20 protein-coding genes are annotated in these 21940 nt (G+C 70.3%); 5 read left to right on the top strand and 15 right to left on the bottom strand.

Features of this window, described 5'->3' with window-relative positions:
* Positions 1 to 15 precede the first annotated feature (15 nt).
* Together ACFYNP_RS11630 and ACFYNP_RS11625 are read right to left on the bottom strand one after the other, a co-directional pair.
* Complete coding sequence (locus ACFYNP_RS11630) at positions 16 to 723, bottom strand: DUF2461 family protein (protein WP_388784857.1); 708 nt, start codon at positions 721 to 723, stop codon at positions 16 to 18.
* On the bottom strand, positions 720 to 2585 hold the full coding sequence (locus tag ACFYNP_RS11625; RefSeq protein WP_388784856.1) for an aldo/keto reductase: 1866 nt from the start codon (positions 2583 to 2585) through the stop codon (positions 720 to 722). Before ACFYNP_RS11625 ends, ACFYNP_RS11630 begins: the two co-directional genes overlap by 4 nt.
* A 320-nt stretch (positions 2586 to 2905) precedes the next feature.
* Between ACFYNP_RS11625 and ACFYNP_RS11620 the strand changes: the two genes are divergently transcribed.
* On the top strand, positions 2906 to 3427 hold the full coding sequence (locus ACFYNP_RS11620; protein ID WP_388410242.1) for a DinB family protein: 522 nt from the start codon (positions 2906 to 2908) through the stop codon (positions 3425 to 3427).
* Positions 3428 to 3674: 247 nt separating this feature from the next.
* A complete protein-coding gene (locus ACFYNP_RS11615) occupies positions 3675 to 5180 on the top strand; it encodes an arabinofuranosidase catalytic domain-containing protein (protein ID WP_388784854.1) in 1506 nt (501 codons plus the stop codon).
* Positions 5181 to 5223: 43 nt separating this feature from the next.
* Here ACFYNP_RS11615 and ACFYNP_RS11610 read toward each other — a convergent pair whose 3' ends face one another.
* The 10 genes from ACFYNP_RS11610 to ACFYNP_RS11565 form a co-directional block, all read right to left on the bottom strand.
* On the bottom strand, positions 5224 to 5910 hold the full coding sequence (locus ACFYNP_RS11610) for a thioesterase II family protein (RefSeq protein WP_388410247.1): 687 nt from the start codon (positions 5908 to 5910) through the stop codon (positions 5224 to 5226).
* Positions 5911 to 5956: 46 nt separating this feature from the next.
* Positions 5957 to 7246, bottom strand: a complete 1290-nt coding sequence (locus tag ACFYNP_RS11605) for an APC family permease (protein WP_388410250.1) — start codon at positions 7244 to 7246, stop codon at positions 5957 to 5959.
* Entirely contained in the window at positions 7243 to 7974 is a 732-nt protein-coding gene (locus ACFYNP_RS11600) for a thioesterase II family protein (RefSeq protein WP_388410252.1), read from the bottom strand. The genes ACFYNP_RS11605 and ACFYNP_RS11600 overlap by 4 nt, the downstream gene beginning before the upstream one ends.
* The gene (locus ACFYNP_RS11595; RefSeq protein WP_388784853.1) at positions 7971 to 9203 is read right to left on the bottom strand and encodes a cytochrome P450; all 1233 of its coding nucleotides are present in this window, start codon (positions 9201 to 9203) and stop codon (positions 7971 to 7973) included. Before ACFYNP_RS11595 ends, ACFYNP_RS11600 begins: the two co-directional genes overlap by 4 nt.
* On the bottom strand, positions 9190 to 9423 hold the full coding sequence (locus ACFYNP_RS11590; RefSeq protein WP_388410257.1) for an acyl carrier protein: 234 nt from the start codon (positions 9421 to 9423) through the stop codon (positions 9190 to 9192). The genes ACFYNP_RS11595 and ACFYNP_RS11590 overlap by 14 nt, the downstream gene beginning before the upstream one ends.
* Complete coding sequence (locus ACFYNP_RS11585; protein WP_388784851.1) at positions 9420 to 10877, bottom strand: AMP-binding protein; 1458 nt, start codon at positions 10875 to 10877, stop codon at positions 9420 to 9422. Before ACFYNP_RS11585 ends, ACFYNP_RS11590 begins: the two co-directional genes overlap by 4 nt.
* Positions 10874 to 12649 carry an asparagine synthase (glutamine-hydrolyzing) gene (gene asnB / locus ACFYNP_RS11580; RefSeq protein WP_388784850.1) on the bottom strand — a complete coding sequence of 592 codons (1776 nt, stop codon included), beginning with the start codon at positions 12647 to 12649 and terminating at the stop codon, positions 10874 to 10876. The genes ACFYNP_RS11585 and asnB overlap by 4 nt, the downstream gene beginning before the upstream one ends.
* A gap of 3 nt (positions 12650 to 12652) precedes the next feature.
* The gene (locus ACFYNP_RS11575; protein WP_388784848.1) at positions 12653 to 14455 is read right to left on the bottom strand and encodes a non-ribosomal peptide synthetase; all 1803 of its coding nucleotides are present in this window, start codon (positions 14453 to 14455) and stop codon (positions 12653 to 12655) included.
* Between the two features lies 1 nt (position 14456).
* Positions 14457 to 15362, bottom strand: coding sequence for a fumarylacetoacetate hydrolase family protein (locus ACFYNP_RS11570; protein ID WP_388784846.1), 906 nt, complete (start codon positions 15360 to 15362; stop codon positions 14457 to 14459).
* A 69-nt stretch (positions 15363 to 15431) separates the two neighbouring features.
* Positions 15432 to 16445, bottom strand: coding sequence for a hypothetical protein (locus ACFYNP_RS11565; RefSeq protein ID WP_388784845.1), 1014 nt, complete (start codon positions 16443 to 16445; stop codon positions 15432 to 15434).
* A 724-nt stretch (positions 16446 to 17169) separates the two neighbouring features.
* On the opposite strand from ACFYNP_RS11565, the gene ACFYNP_RS11560 reads away from it, so the two are divergent.
* Positions 17170 to 17922 (top strand): ArsR/SmtB family transcription factor, encoded by a 753-nt coding sequence (locus ACFYNP_RS11560; protein ID WP_388785279.1) that lies wholly within the window; start codon positions 17170 to 17172, stop codon positions 17920 to 17922.
* Positions 17923 to 17969: 47 nt separating this feature from the next.
* Here ACFYNP_RS11560 and ACFYNP_RS11555 read toward each other — a convergent pair whose 3' ends face one another.
* A complete protein-coding gene (locus tag ACFYNP_RS11555) occupies positions 17970 to 18410 on the bottom strand; it encodes a GNAT family N-acetyltransferase (RefSeq protein WP_388784843.1) in 441 nt (146 codons plus the stop codon).
* 158 nt (positions 18411 to 18568) lie between these two features.
* A complete protein-coding gene (locus tag ACFYNP_RS11550) occupies positions 18569 to 19138 on the bottom strand; it encodes a TetR/AcrR family transcriptional regulator (RefSeq protein ID WP_388784841.1) in 570 nt (189 codons plus the stop codon).
* 100 nt (positions 19139 to 19238) lie between these two features.
* Between ACFYNP_RS11550 and ACFYNP_RS11545 the strand changes: the two genes are divergently transcribed.
* Positions 19239 to 20150 carry an alpha/beta hydrolase family protein gene (locus tag ACFYNP_RS11545; protein WP_388784839.1) on the top strand — a complete coding sequence of 304 codons (912 nt, stop codon included), beginning with the start codon at positions 19239 to 19241 and terminating at the stop codon, positions 20148 to 20150.
* Positions 20151 to 20250: 100 nt separating this feature from the next.
* Here ACFYNP_RS11545 and ACFYNP_RS11540 read toward each other — a convergent pair whose 3' ends face one another.
* Complete coding sequence (locus tag ACFYNP_RS11540) at positions 20251 to 20706, bottom strand: hypothetical protein (RefSeq protein WP_388784837.1); 456 nt, start codon at positions 20704 to 20706, stop codon at positions 20251 to 20253.
* A 409-nt stretch (positions 20707 to 21115) separates the two neighbouring features.
* Here ACFYNP_RS11540 and ACFYNP_RS11535 point away from each other — a divergent pair, with 409 nt between their 5' ends.
* Positions 21116 to 21784, top strand: coding sequence for a hypothetical protein (locus ACFYNP_RS11535; RefSeq protein WP_388784835.1), 669 nt, complete (start codon positions 21116 to 21118; stop codon positions 21782 to 21784).
* Positions 21785 to 21940 lie beyond the last annotated feature (156 nt).

Raw genomic sequence — 21940 nt, 5'->3', positions numbered from 1 at the left:
ATACCCCGGCGAAGGTTACACCTTCACGTACCGGACCAGCCAGGACATCAGGTCCCTGAGCTCGTCGATGGCGTCGAGGACCAGGTCCAACGCCTCCGGTGTGTGCAGCCAGGCAGCGCATCCCAGCGGCCGGGCGGCGATGAACGAGCGATGCCGCAGGAGTTCGGCACGCGGATGGTCGGCCGGGTAGCCCCGCGGAACCCGCTTCATGAGGTCGCCGGTGACTTCGTAATCCCGCGTCCTCAATTCCACGGCGATGGCGGCGAGCCGGGGGCCACTGCCTGCCGCTGCCACGGCCTGCCGGAACATCTTGACCTGCTCCGGCACGGGGTACCACCAAGCCCCCTGGATCCGCAGGCCGTCGAGGTCGAAGCGCAGGCCCATTTCGACGTTGCGCGCGAGCCGGATCACCGCACCCTGGTGCTGCCACCACCACGAGTTGGTGCGGTAGTGCCAGACGGAGAAGTCGTCGTAGTCCGGGTTCGTGTCGGCGATGTCGTTGAGCAGCGCGATCATCGGCTTCCGCACCAGCCGTTCGCGGTCCCTGCGACACGCCTCGCGCACGGACTGCGACGGCTCACCCTCCAACCGCAGCAGGACGTCGAAAGCCTCCGGGGGCCATCCCGTGAAGGTGCGCCCGGAGGGCCGCACGGCACCGCCGCGCCCGGGACGGCCCTCGCCCGCGTCCGGGTGTTCCCCCGGGTCGGATCCCGTGCCCCTCACTGCTGGACGATCTCCCCCGCGGCGAACCGGAGAACGTTGTCCCATTGGTCGGCGTCACTGAACATCAACTGCACCAGTTCGATGGACCATTTCCAGTCGCAGTTCTTGACCCCGAACAGTGCGGCCAGGGTGTCCCGCAGGGTCATGCCGATGTAGCGCCGCTTCAGACCCACCCGGGAGGGGATCCGTACCGCGCCGAGCTCCTCCGCCGTGACCCGGCCCTGCTCCACCAGCCACTCCTCGATGAACGCCTGGTTCACCGATGTCCCCTGCTTCTTCGCCGCTTCCACGAGACTGTCGCGCAGTGCGTCGGCGGCGCCCGGTTCGCACAGGTCCATCAGCCAGCCGGCGAGCTGGGGGCGGAGCGCGAACGAGGTGTCGTTCGTCTGGCCGGAACTCTGCTGCTTGCGCCAGGTGTCGATCTTCTCCATCGCGCCGTACTGCTCGTCCCCGGTGAAGTCCGCGTGGTCGGGGCCGCCGCCGTAGTTCTCCAGGTTGGCCGTTTGGGTGCCGGACGATCCGCTGCTGCTGATCATCGTGGCGTTGGACGTGCCGTCCCGCCGGGGGAAGGTACCGGCCATGGTGTAGATGAGGCCGTTCAGGTCGTCGGGCGAGGTCAGGTCGAGATCCATCTGGCGGGCCGTCCTGATGACGTCGTAGTAGTACAGGTGCGCGCCCGACTCCTTGATCGCGTTCTGCACGTTCTCGCTGAGCAGAAGGCTTTCGACGGAGTTCTCCACCACGTCGACTCCGCCGAGTTCGGCCAGCAGTTCCGTGTGGTTCTCACCGACGTTGCCCAGCCCGACCTGCCCGGTGATCCCGTCGCGCTTCAGCTCGGCGAGGACCTGCCAGGCGTCCGACAGGTCCGTCCTGTCGACGTCCAGGTTGTGGATGACCAGGCTGTCGAGCCGCCCCTCGAAGAGGGCGGCGGCCCGTTCCAGGCGGGCGCGAAGCACCGCGGCCGACTCTCCCGAGCGGACGTCGAACTTGTACAGGATCTCGTAGCCGGCGCGGGGCAGGCCGTGCAGCACCTCGGAGACGGTCTCGGTGTTGCGGTAGCTCTCCGCCGTGTCGAAGCGCCGGTACCCGGCTTGGACGGCGGAGGTCAGCTGTTCCTTGTTGCGCCCGTCCACGCCGAATACCAGCCACGGCTTGGCCGTCTCGGTCGCGGACTCCTCGGCCGGCATCCGGGCGATCACCGATGAATCCTGGTGCGTCGGGCCGACGGCGGGCACGGCAGTGCGCTGGACCGGTGCCGAGCCGGACATGGCCCGGCGGGCGTTGGCCTCGGCCGCGCGCTCGAACCTGTCCGAGGGGTCCGAGACGCGGAGGCCGTCGCCCCGGTCGGTGCCGGTGACCGGCCCCTGGCGCTGCTGGATGACGTGCGTCAGCTCGTGCGCCAGCGTGTGCTTGTCGGCACCGCTCTCGCCGATGACGACGTGGTCACCGCTCGTGTAGGCACGCGCACCGACTTCGGCGGCGGACGCCTTGGCTTCGGCGCCGTCGTGAATGCGCACGCCGGTGAAGTCGGCGCCGAGGCGGGCCTCCATGTCCGTGCGGGTGGCGTCGTCCAAGGGCCGGCCGGAAGAGCGCAGCACATCGTGGACGGCGGAGCGGCGCTGCACCGCCGTCTCCGGCCCGGCACCCTGCCGCTGTTCACCGCAGCGGTCCGGGTGGGCGTGCTGGTCCTGGGACCAGGCGTGGCCGGATGTGCGGAGCATTTGGAGCACGGCCCGGTTTCCCGCGGCCCTCTGGAGGGCGAGCAGGCCGGGGGGTAGCGCCCGCTCCGGAGCGGGGGCCCTGACCGTGCTGCTGCGCGGCGTCCTGCTCTGGGGAGTCTGGGCCTGCTCGTTGGCGTGCATCGGGTCCTCTCGCGGTCCGGGCGCGGCGTCCGGCACCGCCGGCGGCAGCGGCAGCTGCCCCGAGCCGGGCCGGGCGCGCCACCCTCAGGCGTGGCGTCCGAGCCGACTTCGTCTCCAGCGGCCAATGCCCGCACGGCAGTTGACGGGCGTCATCGTTCCCCACCCTATAGCCGACTTCTACAGTCACTGCCGGAAAGGCCCGGACGACCGGACCCGTCCGGCCGGGAGCGCGGGCCCCGACCGCTCGCAGCAGTGGCCGGGCGGAACGGTGGATCGCGGAACCGGTCCCGGATCCGTACGGATGGGGGAATCATGGGAGCGTGACCGAAAGCGAGAGCGAGACACCTCCGTGCGGCGAGATCAGGGCACTCCTCAAGACCTTGGACGCACAGCGGCGCCACGTGCTCGGCATCCTCGACGGACTCGACGCGGGGGCGCTGCGCAGGCCTGTGCTGCCGTCTGGCTGGCACTGCCTGGGGATCGTCCAGCACCTCACGCTCGACGTCGAGCGCTTCTGGTTCCGTGCGGTCGTGGCCGGGGACCAGGACGTCATCCAGGGCCTGCCGACCGGCGACGAAGCCTGGATCGTGCCGGCGCGGAGGCCGGCCGCCGACGTGCTCGACGCGTATCGCCGCGAGGCGGAGATCTCCGACGCCATCAGTGCGGCCGGCTCGCCCGAGACGGCCCTTGCCTGGTGGCCGCGCGATCTGTTCGGCGAGCCGCATCTGCACACCCTGCGCGATGTCCTGCTGCACGTCATCACCGAAACCGCGTGCCACGCCGGCCATCTCGACGCGGCACGCGAGCTCATCGACGGCCGGCGCTGGCTCGTCCTGACGTGACCGCGCTTCGACGGCGGCCTTCTCGCTCCTGACACCGGTGCAGCCTCTCCATCACGCAGGCCCGGTCTGACGCGGAACTCTCGCATTCGCGCCAAATCCCAAATCTTCCGCCAAGGAATCGAATCGGAAGCAACAAACATTGACGTAACCAAACAGTGGGGTTACGTTCCGCCTCAGCCGCACCACGGCAACTCGCGTCTCCTGCACGCCCATTGAGGCTCCACCCCACACCCCACGGGAGCACAGCATGCGCAGAGCGCCACTCCCCCACACAGGAACCGGCACCTCGGGTCACGGCCCCGCCGGCCGCGCGCGCCGGGCCGTACTCTCCGTCCTGGCCGCCGTCACCGTCGTACTCGGCACGTTCCTGGCACTGCCGGCGGCGTCCCGGGCCGCCGCGTCCCTGCCCTGCGACATCTACGGCAGCGCCGGCACCGCGTGCGTCGCCGCGCACAGCACCACCCGCGCCCTCATCTCCTCCTACAACGGCCCGCTCTACCAGGTGAAGCGGGTTTCCGACGGCGCGGCCAAGGACATCGGCGTGCTCGCCCCGGGCGGTTACGCCAACGCCGCGGCGCAGGACGCCTTCTGCCAGAACACCACCTGCTCGATCAGCAGGGTCTACGACCAGACGGCACGGCACAACGACCTCCTGCCGGGACCGGCCGGCACCGCCGGCATGGGAGCCGACCGGGGCGCCGACGCCGCCGAGATCTCGGTGACCGCCGGTGGTCACAAGGTCTACGGCATCTGGATCTCGCCGGGCGTCGGCTACCGCTCCAACGGCCAGGCGTCCGGCACCGCCGTCAACGGACAGGCCGAGGGCGCCTACATGGTCGCCAGCGGCACCCACGTGGGGTCCGCCTGCTGCTTCGACTACGGCAACGCCGAACGCACTCCCGCCGACACCGGCAACGGCCACATGGACGCCGTGTCCATCGCCACCACCTGCTACTTCGCCCCGTGCACCGGATCCGGACCCTGGATCGAGGCCGACCTGGAGAACGGCATGTTCCAGGGAGCCAACGGCTCCAACACCGCCAACCGCGGCAACAGCACCCCCTACGTCACCGCCATGCTCAAGAACGACGGGCGGACCAGGTACGCGCTCAAGGGCGCCGACGCGCGGTCGGGCGGCCTGTCGACCTGGTGGGACGGAGCCCTGCCCAACCGCGGCGGCTACGCGCCGATGCAACAGGAGGGCGGCATCATCCTGGGCACCGGCGGTGACAACAGCAACTGGAACCGTGGCACGTTCTTCGAGGGAGTGATGGTCGCCGGCTATCCGACGGACGCCGCCGAGAACGCCGTCCAGGCCAACATCACCTCGGTCGGCTACACGGGCCAGACCGACGAACCCAACGGCGACCAGCGCGAGTTCACCGGCCCCGGCGGCGCGTGCGTCGATGTCGCCGCCGACGACACCGGGGCCAACGGCGCCGCGGTGCAGCTCTGGGACTGCCAGAAGTACGCCGAGGACCAGCACTGGGCACACCTCGCCGACGGCACGCTGCGCACCCTCGGCCGCTGCCTGGACATCAACGGCAATGGCACGGCGGGCGGCGCCAAGGTCGAACTGTGGGACTGCAACGGCGTCGGCGGCCAGAAGTGGGTCGTCCGGTCGGACGGTTCGCTCCTGAACCCGCAGTCCGGCAGGTGCCTGGACTCACCGAGCGGCGCGACCGCCAACGGCACCAGGCTCCAGATCTGGGACTGCAACGGCAGCCCCGCCCAGAAGTTCCAACTGCACTGACCGCCATCGCGCTCCCCACCACCGCACTGACCCGGGCAATCACTCAGGTGCCGGCCGTCCGCACAGCATCCTGGAGCCAGGAGGCGCAGTCGGGCGAAGCCAGCAGGTCCGAGTGGCCGCCCGGGAAGGTGCGGCTGGTGAACCGGCCCGTCGTGACGTTCCGCCACTCGGCGATCGAGTCCTCCGTCGTCAACGGGTCGTCGGCCCCGCGCGCCGCCAAGACCCGGCAGGGCAGAGGCGGCACGTCGGCCGGGTCGAATGCGCCGAGCAGACGCAGATCCCACACCGCCGTCTCCGCGACGACCTCGCGCCATTCGTCCGAGGGCGCCTGGGCCAGCAGACCGGGGTCCACCTCTTCCAGGTACGCGACCGCCTCCGCCGGACCGCTCACCGCAGGCCCCGGCAGCTCCAGGCGCCCGGGGCCTGCGGCGCCCGCCACCACCAGCGAGGCCACCTCGACCCCGGAGTCCCGCAGGTGGGCGGCGGTCGCGCAGGCGACGTATGCCCCGTAGCTGTGGCCGAACAGGAGTGGGCGCACCATCGCGTGCCGGACGATCTGTTCGGCGCAGGCGCGGACCACGGCGTCGAACGACGGGGCCGGAACCCCGAAGTCCCGGCCTTGTCGGCCCGGGTAGCGCACCAGCCGGGACGCGGGTCCCAGCGCCCGGGTGAGCGGGCGGAACTCTCCGCCGAAGGAACCCGCGCCGGGGAAGAACGCGGCGTCGGTCATCACAGCCTCCGTATCTCCGGAACGGTCATCGGGATCTCCAGGTCGGTCATCGGGCGGGTTCGTCCGCCCGTACGCGGGTGCTCGGGTCCCGGCGCGACGCGCGGCGCGCCAGGACGGCGGTCACCAGCAGCACGAGGGCGAACAGCGCCCAGCACATCCACATGGGCGGCCCCGCGAGCACGGTCACCGCGACCACCGTCACGCCACACAGCGCGGCGATGAGCCGGGGCGGGCCGTGTCCGGCCAGCTTGGTGTACGAGGCCGCGCCCAGGCCGTACAGGACGAAGTAGATCCCGCCGGACAGGACGAAGAGCAGCGTGAAGGACATGACGCCCGTCGCGCCGAGGACCGCGATCACCGTCAGGACCACGCCCACCGCAAGCACGGACGTGACCGGATTTCCGTCACGTTCCCGTACCCGGCTCAGCGCGCCGGGCAGGAATCCGCTGCGTGCCATGCCGAACACCAGCCGGGACAGGGCCAGTACCGAGGCGCAGACGTTCGCGGTGATGGCGGCGACGACCAGGGCCAGCGTCACCGGCCGGCCGAGGTCCCCGAGCGAGCGCTCCGCCAGAAGCAGCAGCGGGGCCTGGTCCAGGGCCTTGTCGCCGGGGTCCACCGCGCTGAACAGGCCGAGCAGCACCAGCCCGTACAGGGCGACCACGATCACGTACGAGGCGGCGAAGATGCGCGGGATGGCATCGGGGCGCTTGTGTTCCTCGAAGGTGAAGGCCACGGTCTCCCAGCCGGTGAAGGCGACGTAGACGGCCGTCAGGACGCTGCCGAGTTCACCAAGTGGCGGTACCTCGGCGCTCGGCGCCCGTACGCCGTGCACGCCGAGGGCGACCAGGGAAATACAGGTGACGAGGACGAACAGGGCCAGAACGAGAGCCACTTGGACCTTGCCGGAGACATTGGTGCCCAGGCATCCGATGACCGTGGCCGCCACGAGGACGACGACCGGGAAGAGCCAGGCCAGGCTCGCGACGCCGGAGAACTCGGCGACGTAGCGTCCACCGGTGATGGCGGTGGCGGGGATGCCGGCCACCAGCGCGAGAGTGGCGAGCAGTCCGGCGGACCGCCCGGCAGGCCGCCCGAAGGCGACCTCCGAGTAGTGGGCCACCCCGGAGGCCGACGGGTAGCGCCGGCCGAGCCAGGCGTAGCAGTACAGGAGCGGGATGACCGAGACGGCCGCGACGGCCCACGGCATCCAGGCCGAGCGGCCGAGTTGGTGGTAGCTGGTGCCGGGCAGGATCATCATGCCGCTGCCCAGGATGGTGGAGAGCGCGAGGAAGGTGCCCACGGCGCCGCCCAGTGACTTCTGCAGTCCGCTCACGCCGCGGCCTCCCTGTACGGGGTGGCCGCGAGGAGCCCGTCGAAGGCTCGCTCGACCGCGGCGGTGCGCGTCGCGTCCAGGGCGTGTCGGCCGGGCGTGATCGTCAGGTGGAACTCTTCGGTGACCCGGTGCCGCCAAGCGGCGCAGCGTTCGGGTGGGATGAACCGGTCGTCGCGTCCGGAGAGCACGTGCAGCTGGTCGAGGTGGTCCGCGGAGCCGAGCACCTCGGCGAGCCGGTCGGCCACCACGGCGTCGCGGCGCAGTCCGTGTGCGATCTCCGCCAGCATGTCCTCGTCGTCGAGTAACTCCTGCGGGAAGCCGTCGTGGGCGAGTACCTGGGCGATCTCGCGGTCGGGGAGCTGTGACATCGTCGGTATGCGTCCTGATGAGTCGGGGCACGGGGTATTGATGACCAGTACCCCCGTCGGCACGCTCATCCTCGCGCCGAGGGCGGCGTGCAGGCAGATGGCGGAAAGCCCACCCATGGAGTGCCCGGCCAGGACGACCCGGCGGCCGGACGTGTGCGCCACGGCCCGCCGGACCTCCTGTACGGCCCGGTCCTTCCACCGGCCGGAGTCGAAGTCGGCCACGGACTCGGCGTTCGACAGGGCCAGGACGGTCATGCCGCGGCGGGCGGCGATGTCCCTCAGCAGGGCGAGGGTGGCACCGCCGCCGCCGGCGGCCGGGAAGCAGACGCACACGTCCGGTCCGGCGGGGGGCTCGTTCACGTGCCGAGTTCCTTCGCGTCGACCACCTCCACCTCAAGCTCGGTCAGCCCGAGCATGAAGTTGGAGTGCAGGCGCCGGGGCGGGTCGACCACCGCGAACGCCTTGTCCCAGTCGGCCAGTTCCTCGATGAACGTCTGGATCTCCAAGGTCGCCACGGGTGCCCCGACGCACCGGTGGACACCGGCCCCGAAGGCGATCTGCTTGTTCTCCGACCGGTCGATCCGGAAGCTGTCGGGGCCGTCGAAGACCTCGGCGTCCCGGTTCGCGGACATGTTCCACAGGGCCACGAAACTGTTGGCCGGAATGGTGTGTCCGCCGACCTCGAAGTCCTCGACCGTCAGCCGTTGCACATAGCTGTTCGTGGAGGTCCACCGCAGGAACTCCTGGGTGGCCACGTCGGGTCCCACCTCGCCGCTCGCCACCTTCCGCCACTGTTCGCGTTCCTGGTCGATGGTGTGGACGGTCAGGCTCGCCGTGTGCGGGGTGGTCTCGTTACCTCCGACGGCGACGTTCAGGCCGTTGAGCACGGCGACGTCCCGGGGCATGGCGCCCTCGGCGACGCACTGCGCGAGGAAGCCGATCATGTCCTCGGCGGGGCCGGTCGTCGAGCGCTTGACGAGGAGGTCGTCGATGAATTCCAGCACGTCGAGCTGTGCGTCGACCAGCGCGTCCAGCGGCCGCGAACCGGCGTACGCCTCGTCGCGGTAGCCGATCATCGTGCGGGTCGCTTCCAGGAGGTACCGCGCGTCCTCCGCGCCGATGCCGAAGAGCACCTCCAGGACGCCCTTGGGCAGCTCGGGCGCGATCACCTTGCTGAAGTCGAGCCGATCGCCCACGGACAGGCTGTCGAGGGCGCCGCGGATGTTGCGCCGAACCGTCTGCCCGACCCGGCCCAGCATGTCCCTGCTGAAGCCGCTGGTCTTGATGGGCTTGCGGATCGCGGTGTGCTCGGGCTGGTCGGACACGATGAGCATGCGGCCGGATGCCGAGTCCTTCTGCGGCAGGTACGAGCCGTCGATCATGGTGCCGTACGCGGAGCTGAGCCGCCGGTGGTCCACATAGGCCGCGTACACGTCGGCGTACCGGGTCAGCGCGTAGAACTCGTAGCCGTCGTCCCTGCGGTGCAGCGAGACCGGGTCGTGCTCGCGGAGCTTGGCGAGGTACGCCCAGGGGTCGTCGTCGGCGAAGAACTCGGGTGAGTACAGCGGGCTGTCCTCAACGACCAGCATGCTCGGCTCCGATCAGGTCGGCGATGCGCAGCGGGGTGCGGCCCTCGAAGAAGACGTGCCCGGGGACCCGGACGCCCGTCCGTTCCTTGAGGAGGGCGCGGCAGCGCAGCACGGCCAGGGAGTCGACTCCGGCGGTGAAGATGTCGGTGTCGGCCTCGACCTCGCGGTCGAGCACGGTGCGCAGGCAGTCGGTGATGGCGTCGGGTGATATCTGTGTCATGTCTCTTCCGCCTTCTCTGTCTGTCGGTATCGGTCCATGAGGGTGGGGAAGTCGACCTTGCCGCCGGCCTTGACCGGGTAGCGGCCCACCAGACGCACGCCGATCGCCGGGGAGAAGTCCTGTACGGCGGACTCGATCCGGTCGCGGGCCGACGGGTCGTCAAGGGCGGCGGGATCGGTCCGGACGAAGGCGACGGTGTGCCGTTCGTCCTGGGTCACCCGGCAGTCGAGGACCCGGGGCAGGGTGCTGATCCGCTGCTCCAGGGCCGCGGTGTCGACCCGCATCCCGTTCACCTTGACCTCGCCGTCCAGCCGCCCGGCGAACACGAGGTCGCCGTGCTCGTCCGGATGCACGAGGTCCCCGGTGCGGTACGACGGCTGTCCCGACGGGTCACGGAACCGGTGGACCAGGGTGCCGCCGTCCAGGTATCCCAGGCAGACGAACGGTCCGTGCACCACCAACTCCCGTGCTCCCGGCGGTCCTTCACCAGGGTCACGCAGGGTCTGCCGGCAGCCGTCCAAGGGGCGGCCGATGGGGATGGTGGGCGCCGAGAAGTCGTCGGGCAGCCGGTAGTGGTGGGTGGCGAAGGTGGCCTCGGTCGGTCCGTAGAGGTTGACGAAGTGGCCCCGCAGGCCGGCCTGCCTGGCCCGCCGGTAGGTCGACATCCGGAACTGCTCGCCGCCGCTGAACAGCCAGGGGATGTCCGCGACGCAGTCGGGTACGGCTTCGACGACGGTCGTGATGACGGCGGCGGGCAGCAGCAGGCGGCTGATGCCGTAGCTCTCCACGAGGTCGGGCCAGGCGAAGACGTCGTCGTTGACGTGCGGCAGGCACACCACGCGCCCACCCGTCGCGACCGTGCGCCAGGTGTCGAACCACCAGCCGTCGTACGTGGGGGTCGCGAAGCTGCCCGCCGTGACGGGCACTTCGCCGGACCGGTCCGGATCCTGGCCGACGGGCACGTCCAGGTCCCGGCAGCCGAAGAGCACCAGCAGATTGCCGCGGGTCACCGCGACGGCCTTGCGGCTGCCGGTGCTGCCCGAGGTGAAGTTGACGGCGACCACCTCCTCGGGAATCCGGTCCCGGGGCGGCCGGGTCCCCGGCGAGACAGCCGCCTCGACCGTCGGGGACGGCCCGGACCGGACCTCCAGGGTGAGGTCGGGCCGTACCCGCTCGAAGTCGCGCCCGGTGAGGGTGTGGTCGTCGGCGACGGCCACGGAGCCGGCCCGCCAGGCCCCCAACTGCCCGGCGAAACAGCCCAGTTTGTGGGGGGAGCGAATGCTGACCACACGGGCCGGGCCATGGGCGTGGATGGCTTCCTCGACCATGGCGGCGAGCCGTCCCACCCGCGCCCCGGTGTACTCGGTGCCGTCCTCGACCCACAGGGTCGACGACGATGTCCAGCGGTCGCCGTGGATCACCTCGTGCCATGTGTGCGTCTCGGTGTCCGTCATGAGGTCAGTCCCAACTCGTCGATCACCGCGCTGATGCTGATGAGGCTCAGACGGACGTCCCACTTGTCGGGCGTGGGGTCGGCGGCCAGGGTGTCCAGGGCGTCGGGCCGGAAGACACCGCTGGCCGCGACCAGGTCCCGCCATCGCGACAGCGTCGGCTCGTCCGACGTCGCCGAAAGGCCGTACGCGGTGAAGCCCTGTTTGGCGCGGTCCAGGACGGCGCGCGGGACGATGTCGGCGTACGCCTCCTTCAGACAGGCCTTGCCCTCGAAGTCCGCCACCTTCCGCTCGTCCGGGACACTCAGCCCCAGGGCGACCACGGAGTTCCCCAGGAAGGGATAGCGGCCCTCCACCGAGTTCGCCATGAGCATGGTGTCGCCGTGGTCGCCGAGCAGATGGCCGCTGAGCTGCACATACACATCGGCGATCGAGCGTAGCTGCATCCGGGTCAGCCCGGCGGTCTCCCGCTCGTCGAACGGGATCAGGCGGTCCCGCCAGTACTCCTTGCCGACCAGGGCCTCGGCCGACCGGGACGTGAGACACATCTCGCGCCTGCGGGCGGCCCTGGCCCGGTCGACCTCCCAGGAGAAGTCGGCCCTGCCCCACGCCCGTTCGTTGTCGGGGTGGCTCGGCGGCTGCTTTCTGCGGGCGCCGTCGAACGCGTAGGAGTCGTAGCCGTAGAACAGCTCGTCGGCGCCCTCCCCCGAGATCACCCCCTTGAGGCCGGTGCGGCGGGCCTCGCCGGCCAGCATCAAGGCCGCCACGTTGTACGTCTCGCGCTGCGGATAGCAGCAGTGGCGCACCATCTCCTCGAAGCGGGCGGTGACGTCATCGGGCGTGCAGTGGATCTGGTGGTGTTCGCTGCCCACCTTGTCGGCGACCTCGCGCTGGAACCGTCCCTCGTCGAGGGCGATGTCGTCGAAGAGCACGGAGAACGTGCGGGTGGGCTCGCGCCGCAGGCGGGATGCCTCAAGGACGAGGGCGGTGGAGTCGAATCCGCCGCTGAGGTAGGCGCCGATCTCCACGTCCGCGCGCAGCCGGTCGGCCACCGCCCCCTGGAGCGCGTCCCGGATCTGCGGGGCGGTGACGGGACGGTCCGGCACGGTGAACTCCCCGTAGCGCCAGTACCGTTCGGTCGCGGGTGCGCCCCCGCCGAAGCGGACCAGGCAGCCGGGCGGCACGGCGTGGACGCCCTCCACCAGCGTGCGCGGGGCCACGATGTTGCCGAGCGTCAGGTACTGGTCGACCGCGCCGACGTCGAGCCCCCAGGAGCGCTCGACGCTCTGCACGAGCGGTTTCAACTCGGAACAGAAGTGCACGTGCGTGCCGACGACGGTGTAGAAGAGCGGGCACACTCCGAAGCGGTCCCGGCCCAGGTACAGCCGGTCCTCCGCCCGGTCGTGGATGGCGGTGGCGAACTGACCGTCGACCATTTCCAGGCCGGCCGGCCCGTACCGGGCGAACAGTTCCGGCAGGACGGCCACGTCGACCCGGTTGTCGGGCCGTGCGCCGCCGAGCCGGGCGCGCAGTTCCGCGCCGTTGTAGATCTCGCCGTTCGTCATGGCCACGTACCGGCCGCTGGGGTCCTCGGCCGGCTGCCAGCCGTCCTTCAGGGCGGTCATGCCGAGGCGGCCGAGTTTGACGGACAGGGTGGGCGTGCTGAGCGAGTAGGTCTCGTCCGGTCCTCGGTGGATCAGCCGTGCGTGCATCGCGGCGGCTACGGACCGGTCGAGGGTCTTGTCCGGGGCGTAGGTCCCGCACAGGCCACACATCCGTCACACGCTCCGTTCCCGCAGCCGGTCGGCGAGGTCCCGCAGGTCCGCCGCCCGCAGCACGTCGCGGACTCCGGCATCGGCCCAGCCGAGCTTCTTCAGTCCGGACACGAGCACGACGGCCGAGGCCGAGTCGCCGCCCACGTCGAAGAAGTTGTCGTCGAGGCGTACGTCCTCGACGCCGGTCAGGGTGCGCACCAGGCGCAGCACCTGCCCGTCCGGGGTGGCCGGCGCGGCCCCGGTGGCCTGGCCGCGGCGGCGCGCCCGCAGGGCGTCCCGGTCGACCTTGCCGTTCACGGTGTGCGGAAAGGAGTCGACCTGTTCGAGGACCGAGGGGATCTTGTACGGGTCGAGAATGCCCTCCAGATGTCCGCGTACGGAGCGGGGACCGGGCTCGCCCCGGTAGTAGCAGACCAGTGTGTCGAGCTCGGAGGGGTCGCCGCCGTCGTGGGCCTCGGCCACGACCACCGCGTCCCGCACGTCCGGGTGCCGGCACACCGCCGCTTCGATCTCGCCGGGGTCGAGGCGGTAGCCGCGGACCTTCACCTGCCGGTCCAGGCGCTCCACGAAATGGAGCCCGTCGGCGTGGAGTTCGACCAGGTCCCCGGTGGCGTACGCACTCGTGCCGTCCGGCCCGAGGAAGGGCCGCACACCCTGTGCGGTGAGGTACCCCGCGGCCACGCTCGCGCCGGTCACGACGAGTTCGCCCCGCTGTACGCCGGGGCCCGTGGCGCCGGTGGCCGGGTCGCGGATGAGGTGACCGCAGTCGCCCACCGGGTCCCCGAGGGGTACTCCGTCGCGACAGTCGTCCGGATCGAGCGCGTCGCTGAGCAGGTTGCACACCGTGGTCTCGGTGAGGCCGTAGGCGTTGTGGAAGCTCGCCACCTTGGACCAGGTGCGGATCACGGCGGGCCGGCAGGGGCCACCGCCGTTGACCACGTGCTCCAAGTGCATCGCGTCGCCGGGTTCGGTCACCGTCAGGGCGAACGGGGTCGTCTTGAGGTGCGTGACGGCGAAGCGCTCCAGGGTGTCGCGCAGGACGGCGCCGGGCGCCAAGTGCGCCTCGTCGAGCACCACGAGGCAGCCGCCCGCGGTCAGCGTCCAGAGGATCTCGGTGATGCACCCGTCGAAGGTGAGCCGGGCGAACTGGAGCGTCCTGCTGTCCGGCCCGACGGCGAGTCGCTCGACGTGGTCACGGATCACCGGGGCCAGCGGGGCCGTCCGGACGAGGACGCACTTGGGCGCTCCGGTGGATCCCGACGTGTGGATCGCGTACCCGATCTCCCCTTCCTCGAAAGGGAGTTGGGGGGCCTTGCGATGTGCTCCGGCGGGTATGCCGTCGCCGGTGCGCCACGCGTCGGGGATCGAGGTGAACTCCGCCGGGCCGTTCCCGGACGGCGCGCGTGCCATCAGGCGCACACCCAGGAGGCCGGTCTTCTCGGCGTTGGACGAGGCGCTGTCGCGGTCGTCGACGAAGACGAACGGGCGCGCCGCCTTCAAGGCCCCGGCCATGGCGATGATCGCTGCCGGACCCCGGCTGCCTTCGAGGGCGATGAACTCCCCCGGTGCGGTCAGATCCTGCAATCGGCGGGCGAACTCCTCGACGCGGGTGCCGAACTCCCGATAGGTGAGGGTCGTGTCCGCGGTGCGCAGCGCGTCGTGGCCGGGGAATTCCCGCACGGCACGGTCCAGGGCGTCGACCACGGACCCGCCGTCCACCACCGCCCCGTCCGTCACGGGCCTGTCTTTCAGGGGCCTGTCTTTCAGGGACTCCTCTTCGGGCGGCACGTCGGCCTCCTTCACCATGTCAGCCTCCTTCGCTGTGCGTTGTGAGGCGCCGGATCTCCTGGGGGCGTGCCTCGTCCTTGCGCACCGGGTGGGTCAGGGTGCCGACGTGCTCCACGACGGCCCGCACCGTGTCGCCGGCGTCGAGCGGAACGGCACCAGGGGTTCCGGTGCAGATCACGGTGCCGGGTTCGAGGGTTCGTCCGGCGCTGAAGTACTCCACGAGACGGTCCAGGCCGAACTTCATGTCGGCGGGCGTGGCGGCAGCCACGGTCTCCTCGTTGCACACGGTGGCGATCCGGAGCGAGGCGAGGTCGGCATCGCTGAATTCGTCCAGGGTCACCAGGACGGGCCCGACGCTGCAAAAGGTGTCGAATCCCTTGGCCCACGGAATGTGCCGGGGATTCTCGCGGATCACGTCCTCCGCGGTCATGTCGAGGACGGCGGTGACGCCCGCCACGACGGAGCGCCACTCGGAGCGGTCCACGTTCTTGCAGCGGGTTTTGATGACGAGCCCCAGCTCCGCCTCCGCCGTCACCCGTCCGGACTGCCGGGGTAGTTCGATGTAACCGCCGTTCCCGATGAGGCAGTTGGCGGGACGCAGATAGGAGCCGGGGCCGGAGCGTGGCTGCTCGGACTCCAAGTCCTCCGAATGGCGACGGTAGTTGAGACCGGCTCCCCAGATGTCCGAGCCCGGGTCGACGATCGTGGCGGCTTGCTCGAAGTCCGGCCGGACGGGGGTGAGTTCGGCCGCCTGCCGTTCGACGGAATCCTTCAGCGACCGCAGGTTCGCGTCGTCCCGCACCAGCTCACTGATCCGGGTGACGTCCTCATAGCCCTTGAGGTCCGACAGGGCGAACCATTGTTCCGCATGGCCGACGGAGATGCCGGGGCCGGAGGCGGAGTTGATCGACTTGGCGATTCTCATGGTGGTCTCCCACGGGAGGGCGGACCGGAACCGGCCCACCGATCTGCTGGGTGGTCAACTGCACGTGTCTCAGGCGGAGATCTGGTGTGCGGCGATCCGGAAGTCGTCCTTGCGCGGGCTGTGATCGGCGATCTCGACCGCCGTCTCCATCAGCCGCGCCGGATCCGCGTGGTACTCCCCCGCGAGCTGTTCCACCAGCGGGAAGAAGCCCGAGTGGATGCCGATCACCGCGCCGAGGACCTGCATGGTGCGGTCCTCGGGGAGGGGCACCATGTTCGCCCGGCAGTACGCGGCGAGCTTCGCCAGTTCCGCGTAGTCGAAGCGGTCGGATCCGAGGATCTTGAGGGCCCCGGCCACCGACTCGATGGCGGCGTTGCCCGAGCCCCGGCCGATGCCGTCGAGCGTGGCGTCGACGATGGTGGCGCCCGCTTGCAGGGCGGTGAGGCTGTTGATGTTGGCCATGCCGAGGTTGTCGTGCCCGTGGAAGCCGACGACCGCGAAGTCCTGACGGACGGCACTCACATACCTCTGCACGTCGGCGGGCAGCATGGCGCCGTAGGAGTCCACGACGTAGACGCCCGCGATGTCGGCGGGCAGCCCGTCGAGCAGCCGCACGAGTTCACGCACCGGCGTGGCGCTCGACTTCATGAGGTTCAGATAGACCTCTCCGCACAGCTCGGTGGCGCGCCGCAGGTAGTCGAGGTGCTCGGGTACCCGGTCCGGCTCCATTCCGATCCGTATGAAGGACATGCCCCGGTCACTCAGGTCCGCGACGGTGCTCAGGCGGGTGAACTCGGGCTGTGCGAACATCCCCCAGGGCTTGCCGGTCAGGGTGGCCGTCGCTATCTCGGCCCACCGGTAGTGGCCGATGTTGCACGCCTTGATCCCACTGCGCTCGGCCTCAAGGCCGATTCCGTGGCCCACCTCCACTTTGGCCACCGGGATGTCGTTCAACCGGGTGAGCAGGTTCGTCACGAACCCCTCGTCGAGCTGGAAGTCGACGGCGTACGAGCCGTCGCGCAGCGTGCAGTCGAGCAGGTTGATCGTCGGCGCTTCGTCGAGCCGACCGTCCATTAAGGACATGACGTCACTCCTTGGTTCAGCTTGATTGAGAGACCATGCGGAACGCCCGAAGGAGACGGGTGAGAAGCGTGAGGGGGCGGGGGCGAGAGGTGGCATGAGCGCCCCACGAAGGTGGGCGGGCACTCGGTCAGGTGTGGACGGGCGGATCAGGCAGGGACGGACATCGCCCTACTCCCCTGCGCGGGTCCGGACTCTCCCCACTTACCGCCCCCAGATTCCATCGGGTCTGTTGCGTACTCGGTGGGTGCCGGCGGGAGCGCGAGCGTCGATCACGCGTGGATCAAGCGTGGATCACAAGCCCACCGGCACGTAGATATACGCGTTCCCAAGCACCGGTGCCGTAGACACCGGAATTCCCTTTGTCCGAATCAGGCGCCCGAATCCCGGGGTGACCGACACACCTGCCTCCGGGACGCGGCCCACTCCTCGGCGAGTTGTCGGCGCGCTCCCCCTGATGGGACGCTCACCGAGACGGAGCGACCTCGCGCTCGGCAGACGGTCGGCTCACGGCAGTAGTACGGACAACACGGTGTGCGCAGGCGGTCAGTTCAGGCCGACGTACCGCCGGACCCCCGGGGCCCTCTTGACCGCCAGGAGCCGAGTCGCCAACGGGGTCGGCACGACAGCGCGGAGGCGGCGACCCACGCGGGGTTGGGCCGAGCCGAGTCGGCCTCCGGTTGACATGCAAGTAAATACTTGCATGATGGTAGGTGTGAGCGATGAGATGGACAGGGTCTTCAAGGCCCTGTCCGACGTGACCCGTAGGCGTCTGCTGGACCGGCTGCACGAGAACAACGGCCAGAGCCTCAGCGAGCTGTGCGACGGCCTGGCGATGTCCCGCCAGGCCGCCACCCAGCACCTGAGCCTGCTGGAGGCCGCGAACCTCGTCAGCACGGTCAGAAGGGGCCGGGAGAAACTCCACTACCTCAACCCTGTGCCGCTCCACGAGATCCAGGAGCGGTGGATCGACAAGTTCGAGCACCCGCGCCTGCGGGCTCTGAGCGCCCTCAAACAGAAAGCCGAGCACGCGATGTCCGCCAAACCGCAGTTCGTCTACACCACTTACATCGAGGCGACCCCGGAGAAGGTGTGGGCGGCTCTGACCGACCCCGACACGTCCGCCGCCTACTGGGGCCACAGCAACATCTCCGACTGGCAGCCGGGTTCCGCCTGGGAGCACCGCCGCGTCGACGGCTCCGGCGTCGCCGACGTGGTGGGCACCGTCATGGAAGCCGTTCCGGCCAAGCGTCTGGTCATGACCTGGGCCGGTCCCGACGACGACAGCCCGAACGGCCCCTCCACGGTGACCTTCGACCTCAAGCCCGTAGGCGGCACGGTCCAGCTCACGGTCACCCACGAAAACCTGCGGGACGAGGCCGAGTTCCGCCAGGCGGCCGGGGGCTGGGCGGCGGTGCTGTCCAACCTCAAGACCTACATCGAGACGGGAAGGCCGCTGTCCGTGCCGCCGTGGTCCTGATCCCCGAACCGGACCGGCAGCCGTTGCACGTCACCCCCGGCACGCGGTCAGGAGAGGCGCAGGTCGATCCAGGGCACGGTGTCGCCCGGGAGCAGATAGCGGTCGATCTCCGTGAATCCCTGGCGCAGAGCGAAGCGGAGTCCGTCCTCGTTGGACGACAGGACGACCGTCTCGATCCCCTTCGCCCCCAGCTCCCGGGCCTCTCGCAGGCCTCGGGAGTAGAGCTCCGCGCCGAAACCCCGGTTGCGGTACGCGGGGAGGACGCGCGCGATGACGGTGGCCGTGTCCGAGTCGGCCCCGGGCGGCCGAACCGTACTGCATCCCACGAGTTCGCCGCCGAGATGGGCGACCTCAAGGTGGTTGCGCGTGGCCCGCTCCCGTACGTCGTCCAAGGAGAGGGAGTGGGCGGGGACGACGACGTTGTGCACGTGGCGCCAGTCCGCCAGGGCGGCGTCGTCCTCGGGCCGGCGGATGTGAAGAGTGGACATCCCAGAAGCAGAGCCGAAACCGCCTCCGTGGTCAACTCCCCTCCGCGTTGCCGGACTTCAACCCCGCCCCGGCACTGCGGCGCGGTGGGCGGGGTGCTCCTTGGCCGGCGGCTCGCCGTGCGTCCACGGGGGACGGTCGAGGCAGCCGCGCCCTGCCGCTATGCCGTGCGGCGGCACCCGGCGAGGAGCGTCGCGACCATCCGCTCGGCATCGGCCCGATCGTAGTCGGGTCCGGTGATGCAGAGGTTTCCGATGGCCCGCATGAGTGTGTAGGCGGTGATGTCGGCGCCGAGTTCGTCGGCCGCGGCGCAGGCATCGAGCAGCGTCGCGCAGGCCGGGACCAGGGTGTCGAGCATGAGGGCATGGAGGTTCTCAAGGCCCGGATCCCCGGACCCCAGGGCCGCACCGAGGCCGTGCTTGGTCACCAGGAATTCCACGAACGCGTCCACCCAGCGGGTCAGGGCCGTGAAGGGGGAGGCGGATTCCTTCAGGAGCCGGGCCGCGAGCGCGGTGCAGGTGTCGATCTGGTGCCGGTAGACCGCGGTGACGAGGTCCGCCCGGGTCGGGAAGTTCCGGTAGAGGGTGCCGACGCCGACGCCGGCCCGTTCCGCGATGTCGCGGACCGGGGCCTGGACGCCCTGCTCCACGAAGACCGCCGCCGCTGCCGCCAGCACGGCGTCGCGGGTGCGTTCCGCCTGCGCTCGGCGCACTCCGACCGGTTCCCGCACGGGACCCTCCTTTACTCGCGGAACAATGTTCCGCTAAGTTGGCGGAACGACGCTCCGCCAAAGTATGGCAGAGCGCTCCTCGGGAAAGCGCAGGTCCCCCATGTCTTCCAGCCTCCTCGACCAGCGGATCGTCGCGGTCAAGCCGATCACCGTTCCCGCCCCCGACCGCAGCGCCGAACTCCAGGTGAAGGTCACCGCCCCGCTGTCGGGCCAGAACCTGCCGATCATCGTGTTCTCCCACGGCAACGCATGGTCCCTGGACGGATACGAGCCCCTCGTCGACCGGTGGGCCGGCGCCGGATTCGTCGTCGTGCAGCCCACCCACCTGGACTCCCGCCGCAACGGAATCGGGTGGGAGGATCCGCGCTTCGCCACCATCTGGCGTGTTCGGATCGCCGATCTCCACGCGGTGCTCGACCGCCTCGACGACATCGTCGTCCAGGTCGACGGCCTGGGGCCCCGCGTGGACCGGGAGCGCGTGGCGGTCGTCGGCCACTCCTGGGGCGCCCAGACCGCCGGCGCGATACTCGGCGCTCGGGTGTTCGGTGCCGACGGCACTCCAGGAGAGGACTTCTCCCACCCGGCGGTCTCGGCCGGCGCCCTGATCGCCGCGACCGGCACCGGCGACACCCTCACCCCGTTCGCGGCCGAACACCTTCCGTTCATGAGGCCGGACTACTCCGCCATGACCACCCCTGCCCTGATCATCGCGGGCGGCAAGGACCAGTCGCAGCTCTCCACCCGGGGGCCCGAGTGGTTCACCGACGCCTATCACCTCAGCCCGTCCCCCAAGAGCCTCCTCACCATCGCCGAAGGTGAGCACACCCTCGGCGGACTCGCCGGGGAGATGGTCGCCGAGACCAGCGACGAGGACCCCTCCCGTGTCGCCCTCGTCGCCGACACGATCTCCGCCTACCTTCTCGACGTCTTCGAGATCAGTGACACCAGCTGGGCGGACCTCGGCGTCGAGGCCCCGGCGGGCGGTGCCGGCTGGAGCATCTCCAGCAAGTAGATCCAGCCGGGCCGTCCCGCGCCGTCGACGAGACCGGCCTGCCCGCGCTGTGCGGGGCCGCCGACCGGCCGGGGCGACCGGCTTCAGCCGGCTCGCGCCGCTACCGCAGTGCGGCGCCGGCCAGGACCGAGTCGACCTCGCCGCTGCCGGTCGATTCCGGCGACTCGGTGATACCGAGGAGGAAGGCCGACTGCTCGCTGCTCCGCGTGACGAGGGTGAGGCGAATCCGGCCCGCCCGCCCGCTCTCGTCCCGCACGCTCAGCACCACCGTGTACGCGGAGCGACCACTCACCTTCGTAGCCCGGGACTCCTCCAGCGTCGTTCTGGCCTCCGGGTAGAAGAACTCCGCGTTGGACCGCGCCGCTGTCTCCGTCCGCTGCCGCAGCGCCGACTCCGCGACGGGCCCGCCCCGCCCGGCCAGTACGACAGCGCCGCCGTGCCCATCGGGCCCCTTGGTCGCGATCGAGGAAGTGAAGGCCTGGATCAGATCCTTGCCGTCGTTGGTCTTCCATCCTTCGGGTATGGCGTACGAAATGCCCGCCGCACCGTCCGTCACGCGCGGCCTCCCGGCCCATGGGGAGTGGTCGTCGTTCCGGCTCGGCCACCAGTGCGTCGCTCCGGCGAGAAATACCAGGACCAGGGCGCCGACCGCCGCGCTGATCCACGCGCGCCGGGAACGCGGCCGCCCAGGCCGGACCGGAGGCGCCGGCGGCAGGGGCGGGTGACTGAGGGCAGCAGGTGTTGTCATGGCCTCAGCCTCCGACTCCTGACCGGCCCTGGACCTGAGCCGCGCTACTCAGATCCGTACTCAGGTACTCACCAACGCCAACAGGCAGCACTCTCAGGGGTGTTGACAGGCACACCCCGTCCGGTGTCCAGGCCCAGGGACGACGAGTGCCGCGCGCAGCAGAATCCACGTATCGGAGCCACCCGGCAACGAGCGACTCACCACCTGGGGGAACACCATGAACGAACGTGGAGCAAGGCGCGTGGCGGGCCTGGCGGGCATCCTCGCCGCAGTCGCCTTCATCGTCGAAGTGCCGCTGTACTTCGTCTACTCAGGCCCGCCGCCGGGCTCGAACGTGCTCACGCGACTGCTCATCGGAATCCTCGCGCTGGCCTTCCTGATCGTCTTCGCCACGGCCTTCCGGGAGCTGGTCAAGGTGGTGAGCCCCGCCCATGAGTGGGTCGGCACGACGGCCTTCGCCACGGGGCTGGTCTACACGACGATCACCCTGGTCTCCAGCGGGCTGGAAGCCGGCGCGGTCATCGCCGCCGATCACCCGATCGACCCGACCATCGCCGTCAGCGGAACCTACGTCCTCTACGGCACGATCGGCCGCCTCATGCTGGCACTGTTCCTGACCGCCGTCGGCTACGGAGTCTCCCGAACGAACCTGTTGCCGCGTTGGGCGGGCCGCTCCGCCCTGGTGCTGGCGGGAATCAACGTGGCGTTCATGCCCTCGCTGTTCTTCGGCAACAACCCCGCGCACTTCTACGCGGCGAACGGATGGGGTACCACCGCCCTGATGGGCGCCGTCTTCAGCTACTGGCTGCTCGCCCTCGGCGTCTCCATCTATCGCGGCGGCCGCACCCACCGCGCGCTCACCGACCCGGCGGCTGCGCGGCGTTGACATCGCCAACGGCCGCAGCCGAAAGCCCTTCGCCCCACCGAAGTGTCCACGGCTATCGGATGTCACCCCCGCCCATCGGGCAGCCAGAGCTGGGAAGCGCCCAGAAGCTCTGCGAGATTCCTGTCCTGACCTCGCGCGGTACGCCAGGCGAGCCAC

The organism is Streptomyces sp. NPDC006691 (assembly GCF_042869955.1).
GTDB lineage: Bacteria > Actinomycetota > Actinomycetes > Streptomycetales > Streptomycetaceae > Streptomyces.
Note: the sequence above shows the minus strand (reverse complement) of the source record. Positions and strands in the feature narration are given on the sequence as shown.

Excerpts from the sequence above, each read along its gene's own strand:
- ACFYNP_RS11625 (WP_388784856.1), bottom strand. The coding sequence starts at position 2,585 with ATGCACGCCAACGAGCAGGCCCAGACTCCCCAGAGCAGGACGCCGCGC.
- ACFYNP_RS11615 (WP_388784854.1), top strand. The coding sequence starts at position 3,675 with ATGCGCAGAGCGCCACTCCCCCACACAGGAACCGGCACCTCGGGTCAC.
- ACFYNP_RS11610 (WP_388410247.1), bottom strand. The coding sequence starts at position 5,910 with ATGACCGACGCCGCGTTCTTCCCCGGCGCGGGTTCCTTCGGCGGAGAG.
- ACFYNP_RS11595 (WP_388784853.1), bottom strand. The coding sequence starts at position 9,203 with ATGCTGGTCGTTGAGGACAGCCCGCTGTACTCACCCGAGTTCTTCGCC.
- ACFYNP_RS11590 (WP_388410257.1), bottom strand. The coding sequence starts at position 9,423 with ATGACACAGATATCACCCGACGCCATCACCGACTGCCTGCGCACCGTG.
- ACFYNP_RS11585 (WP_388784851.1), bottom strand. The coding sequence starts at position 10,877 with ATGACGGACACCGAGACGCACACATGGCACGAGGTGATCCACGGCGAC.
- asnB (WP_388784850.1), bottom strand. The coding sequence starts at position 12,649 with ATGTGTGGCCTGTGCGGGACCTACGCCCCGGACAAGACCCTCGACCGG.
- ACFYNP_RS11575 (WP_388784848.1), bottom strand. The coding sequence starts at position 14,455 with ATGGTGAAGGAGGCCGACGTGCCGCCCGAAGAGGAGTCCCTGAAAGAC.
- ACFYNP_RS11570 (WP_388784846.1), bottom strand. The coding sequence starts at position 15,362 with ATGAGAATCGCCAAGTCGATCAACTCCGCCTCCGGCCCCGGCATCTCC.
- ACFYNP_RS11565 (WP_388784845.1), bottom strand. The coding sequence starts at position 16,445 with ATGTCCTTAATGGACGGTCGGCTCGACGAAGCGCCGACGATCAACCTG.
- ACFYNP_RS11560 (WP_388785279.1), top strand. The coding sequence starts at position 17,170 with ATGGACAGGGTCTTCAAGGCCCTGTCCGACGTGACCCGTAGGCGTCTG.
- ACFYNP_RS11555 (WP_388784843.1), bottom strand. The coding sequence starts at position 18,410 with ATGTCCACTCTTCACATCCGCCGGCCCGAGGACGACGCCGCCCTGGCG.
- ACFYNP_RS11545 (WP_388784839.1), top strand. The coding sequence starts at position 19,239 with ATGTCTTCCAGCCTCCTCGACCAGCGGATCGTCGCGGTCAAGCCGATC.
- ACFYNP_RS11535 (WP_388784835.1), top strand. The coding sequence starts at position 21,116 with ATGAACGAACGTGGAGCAAGGCGCGTGGCGGGCCTGGCGGGCATCCTC.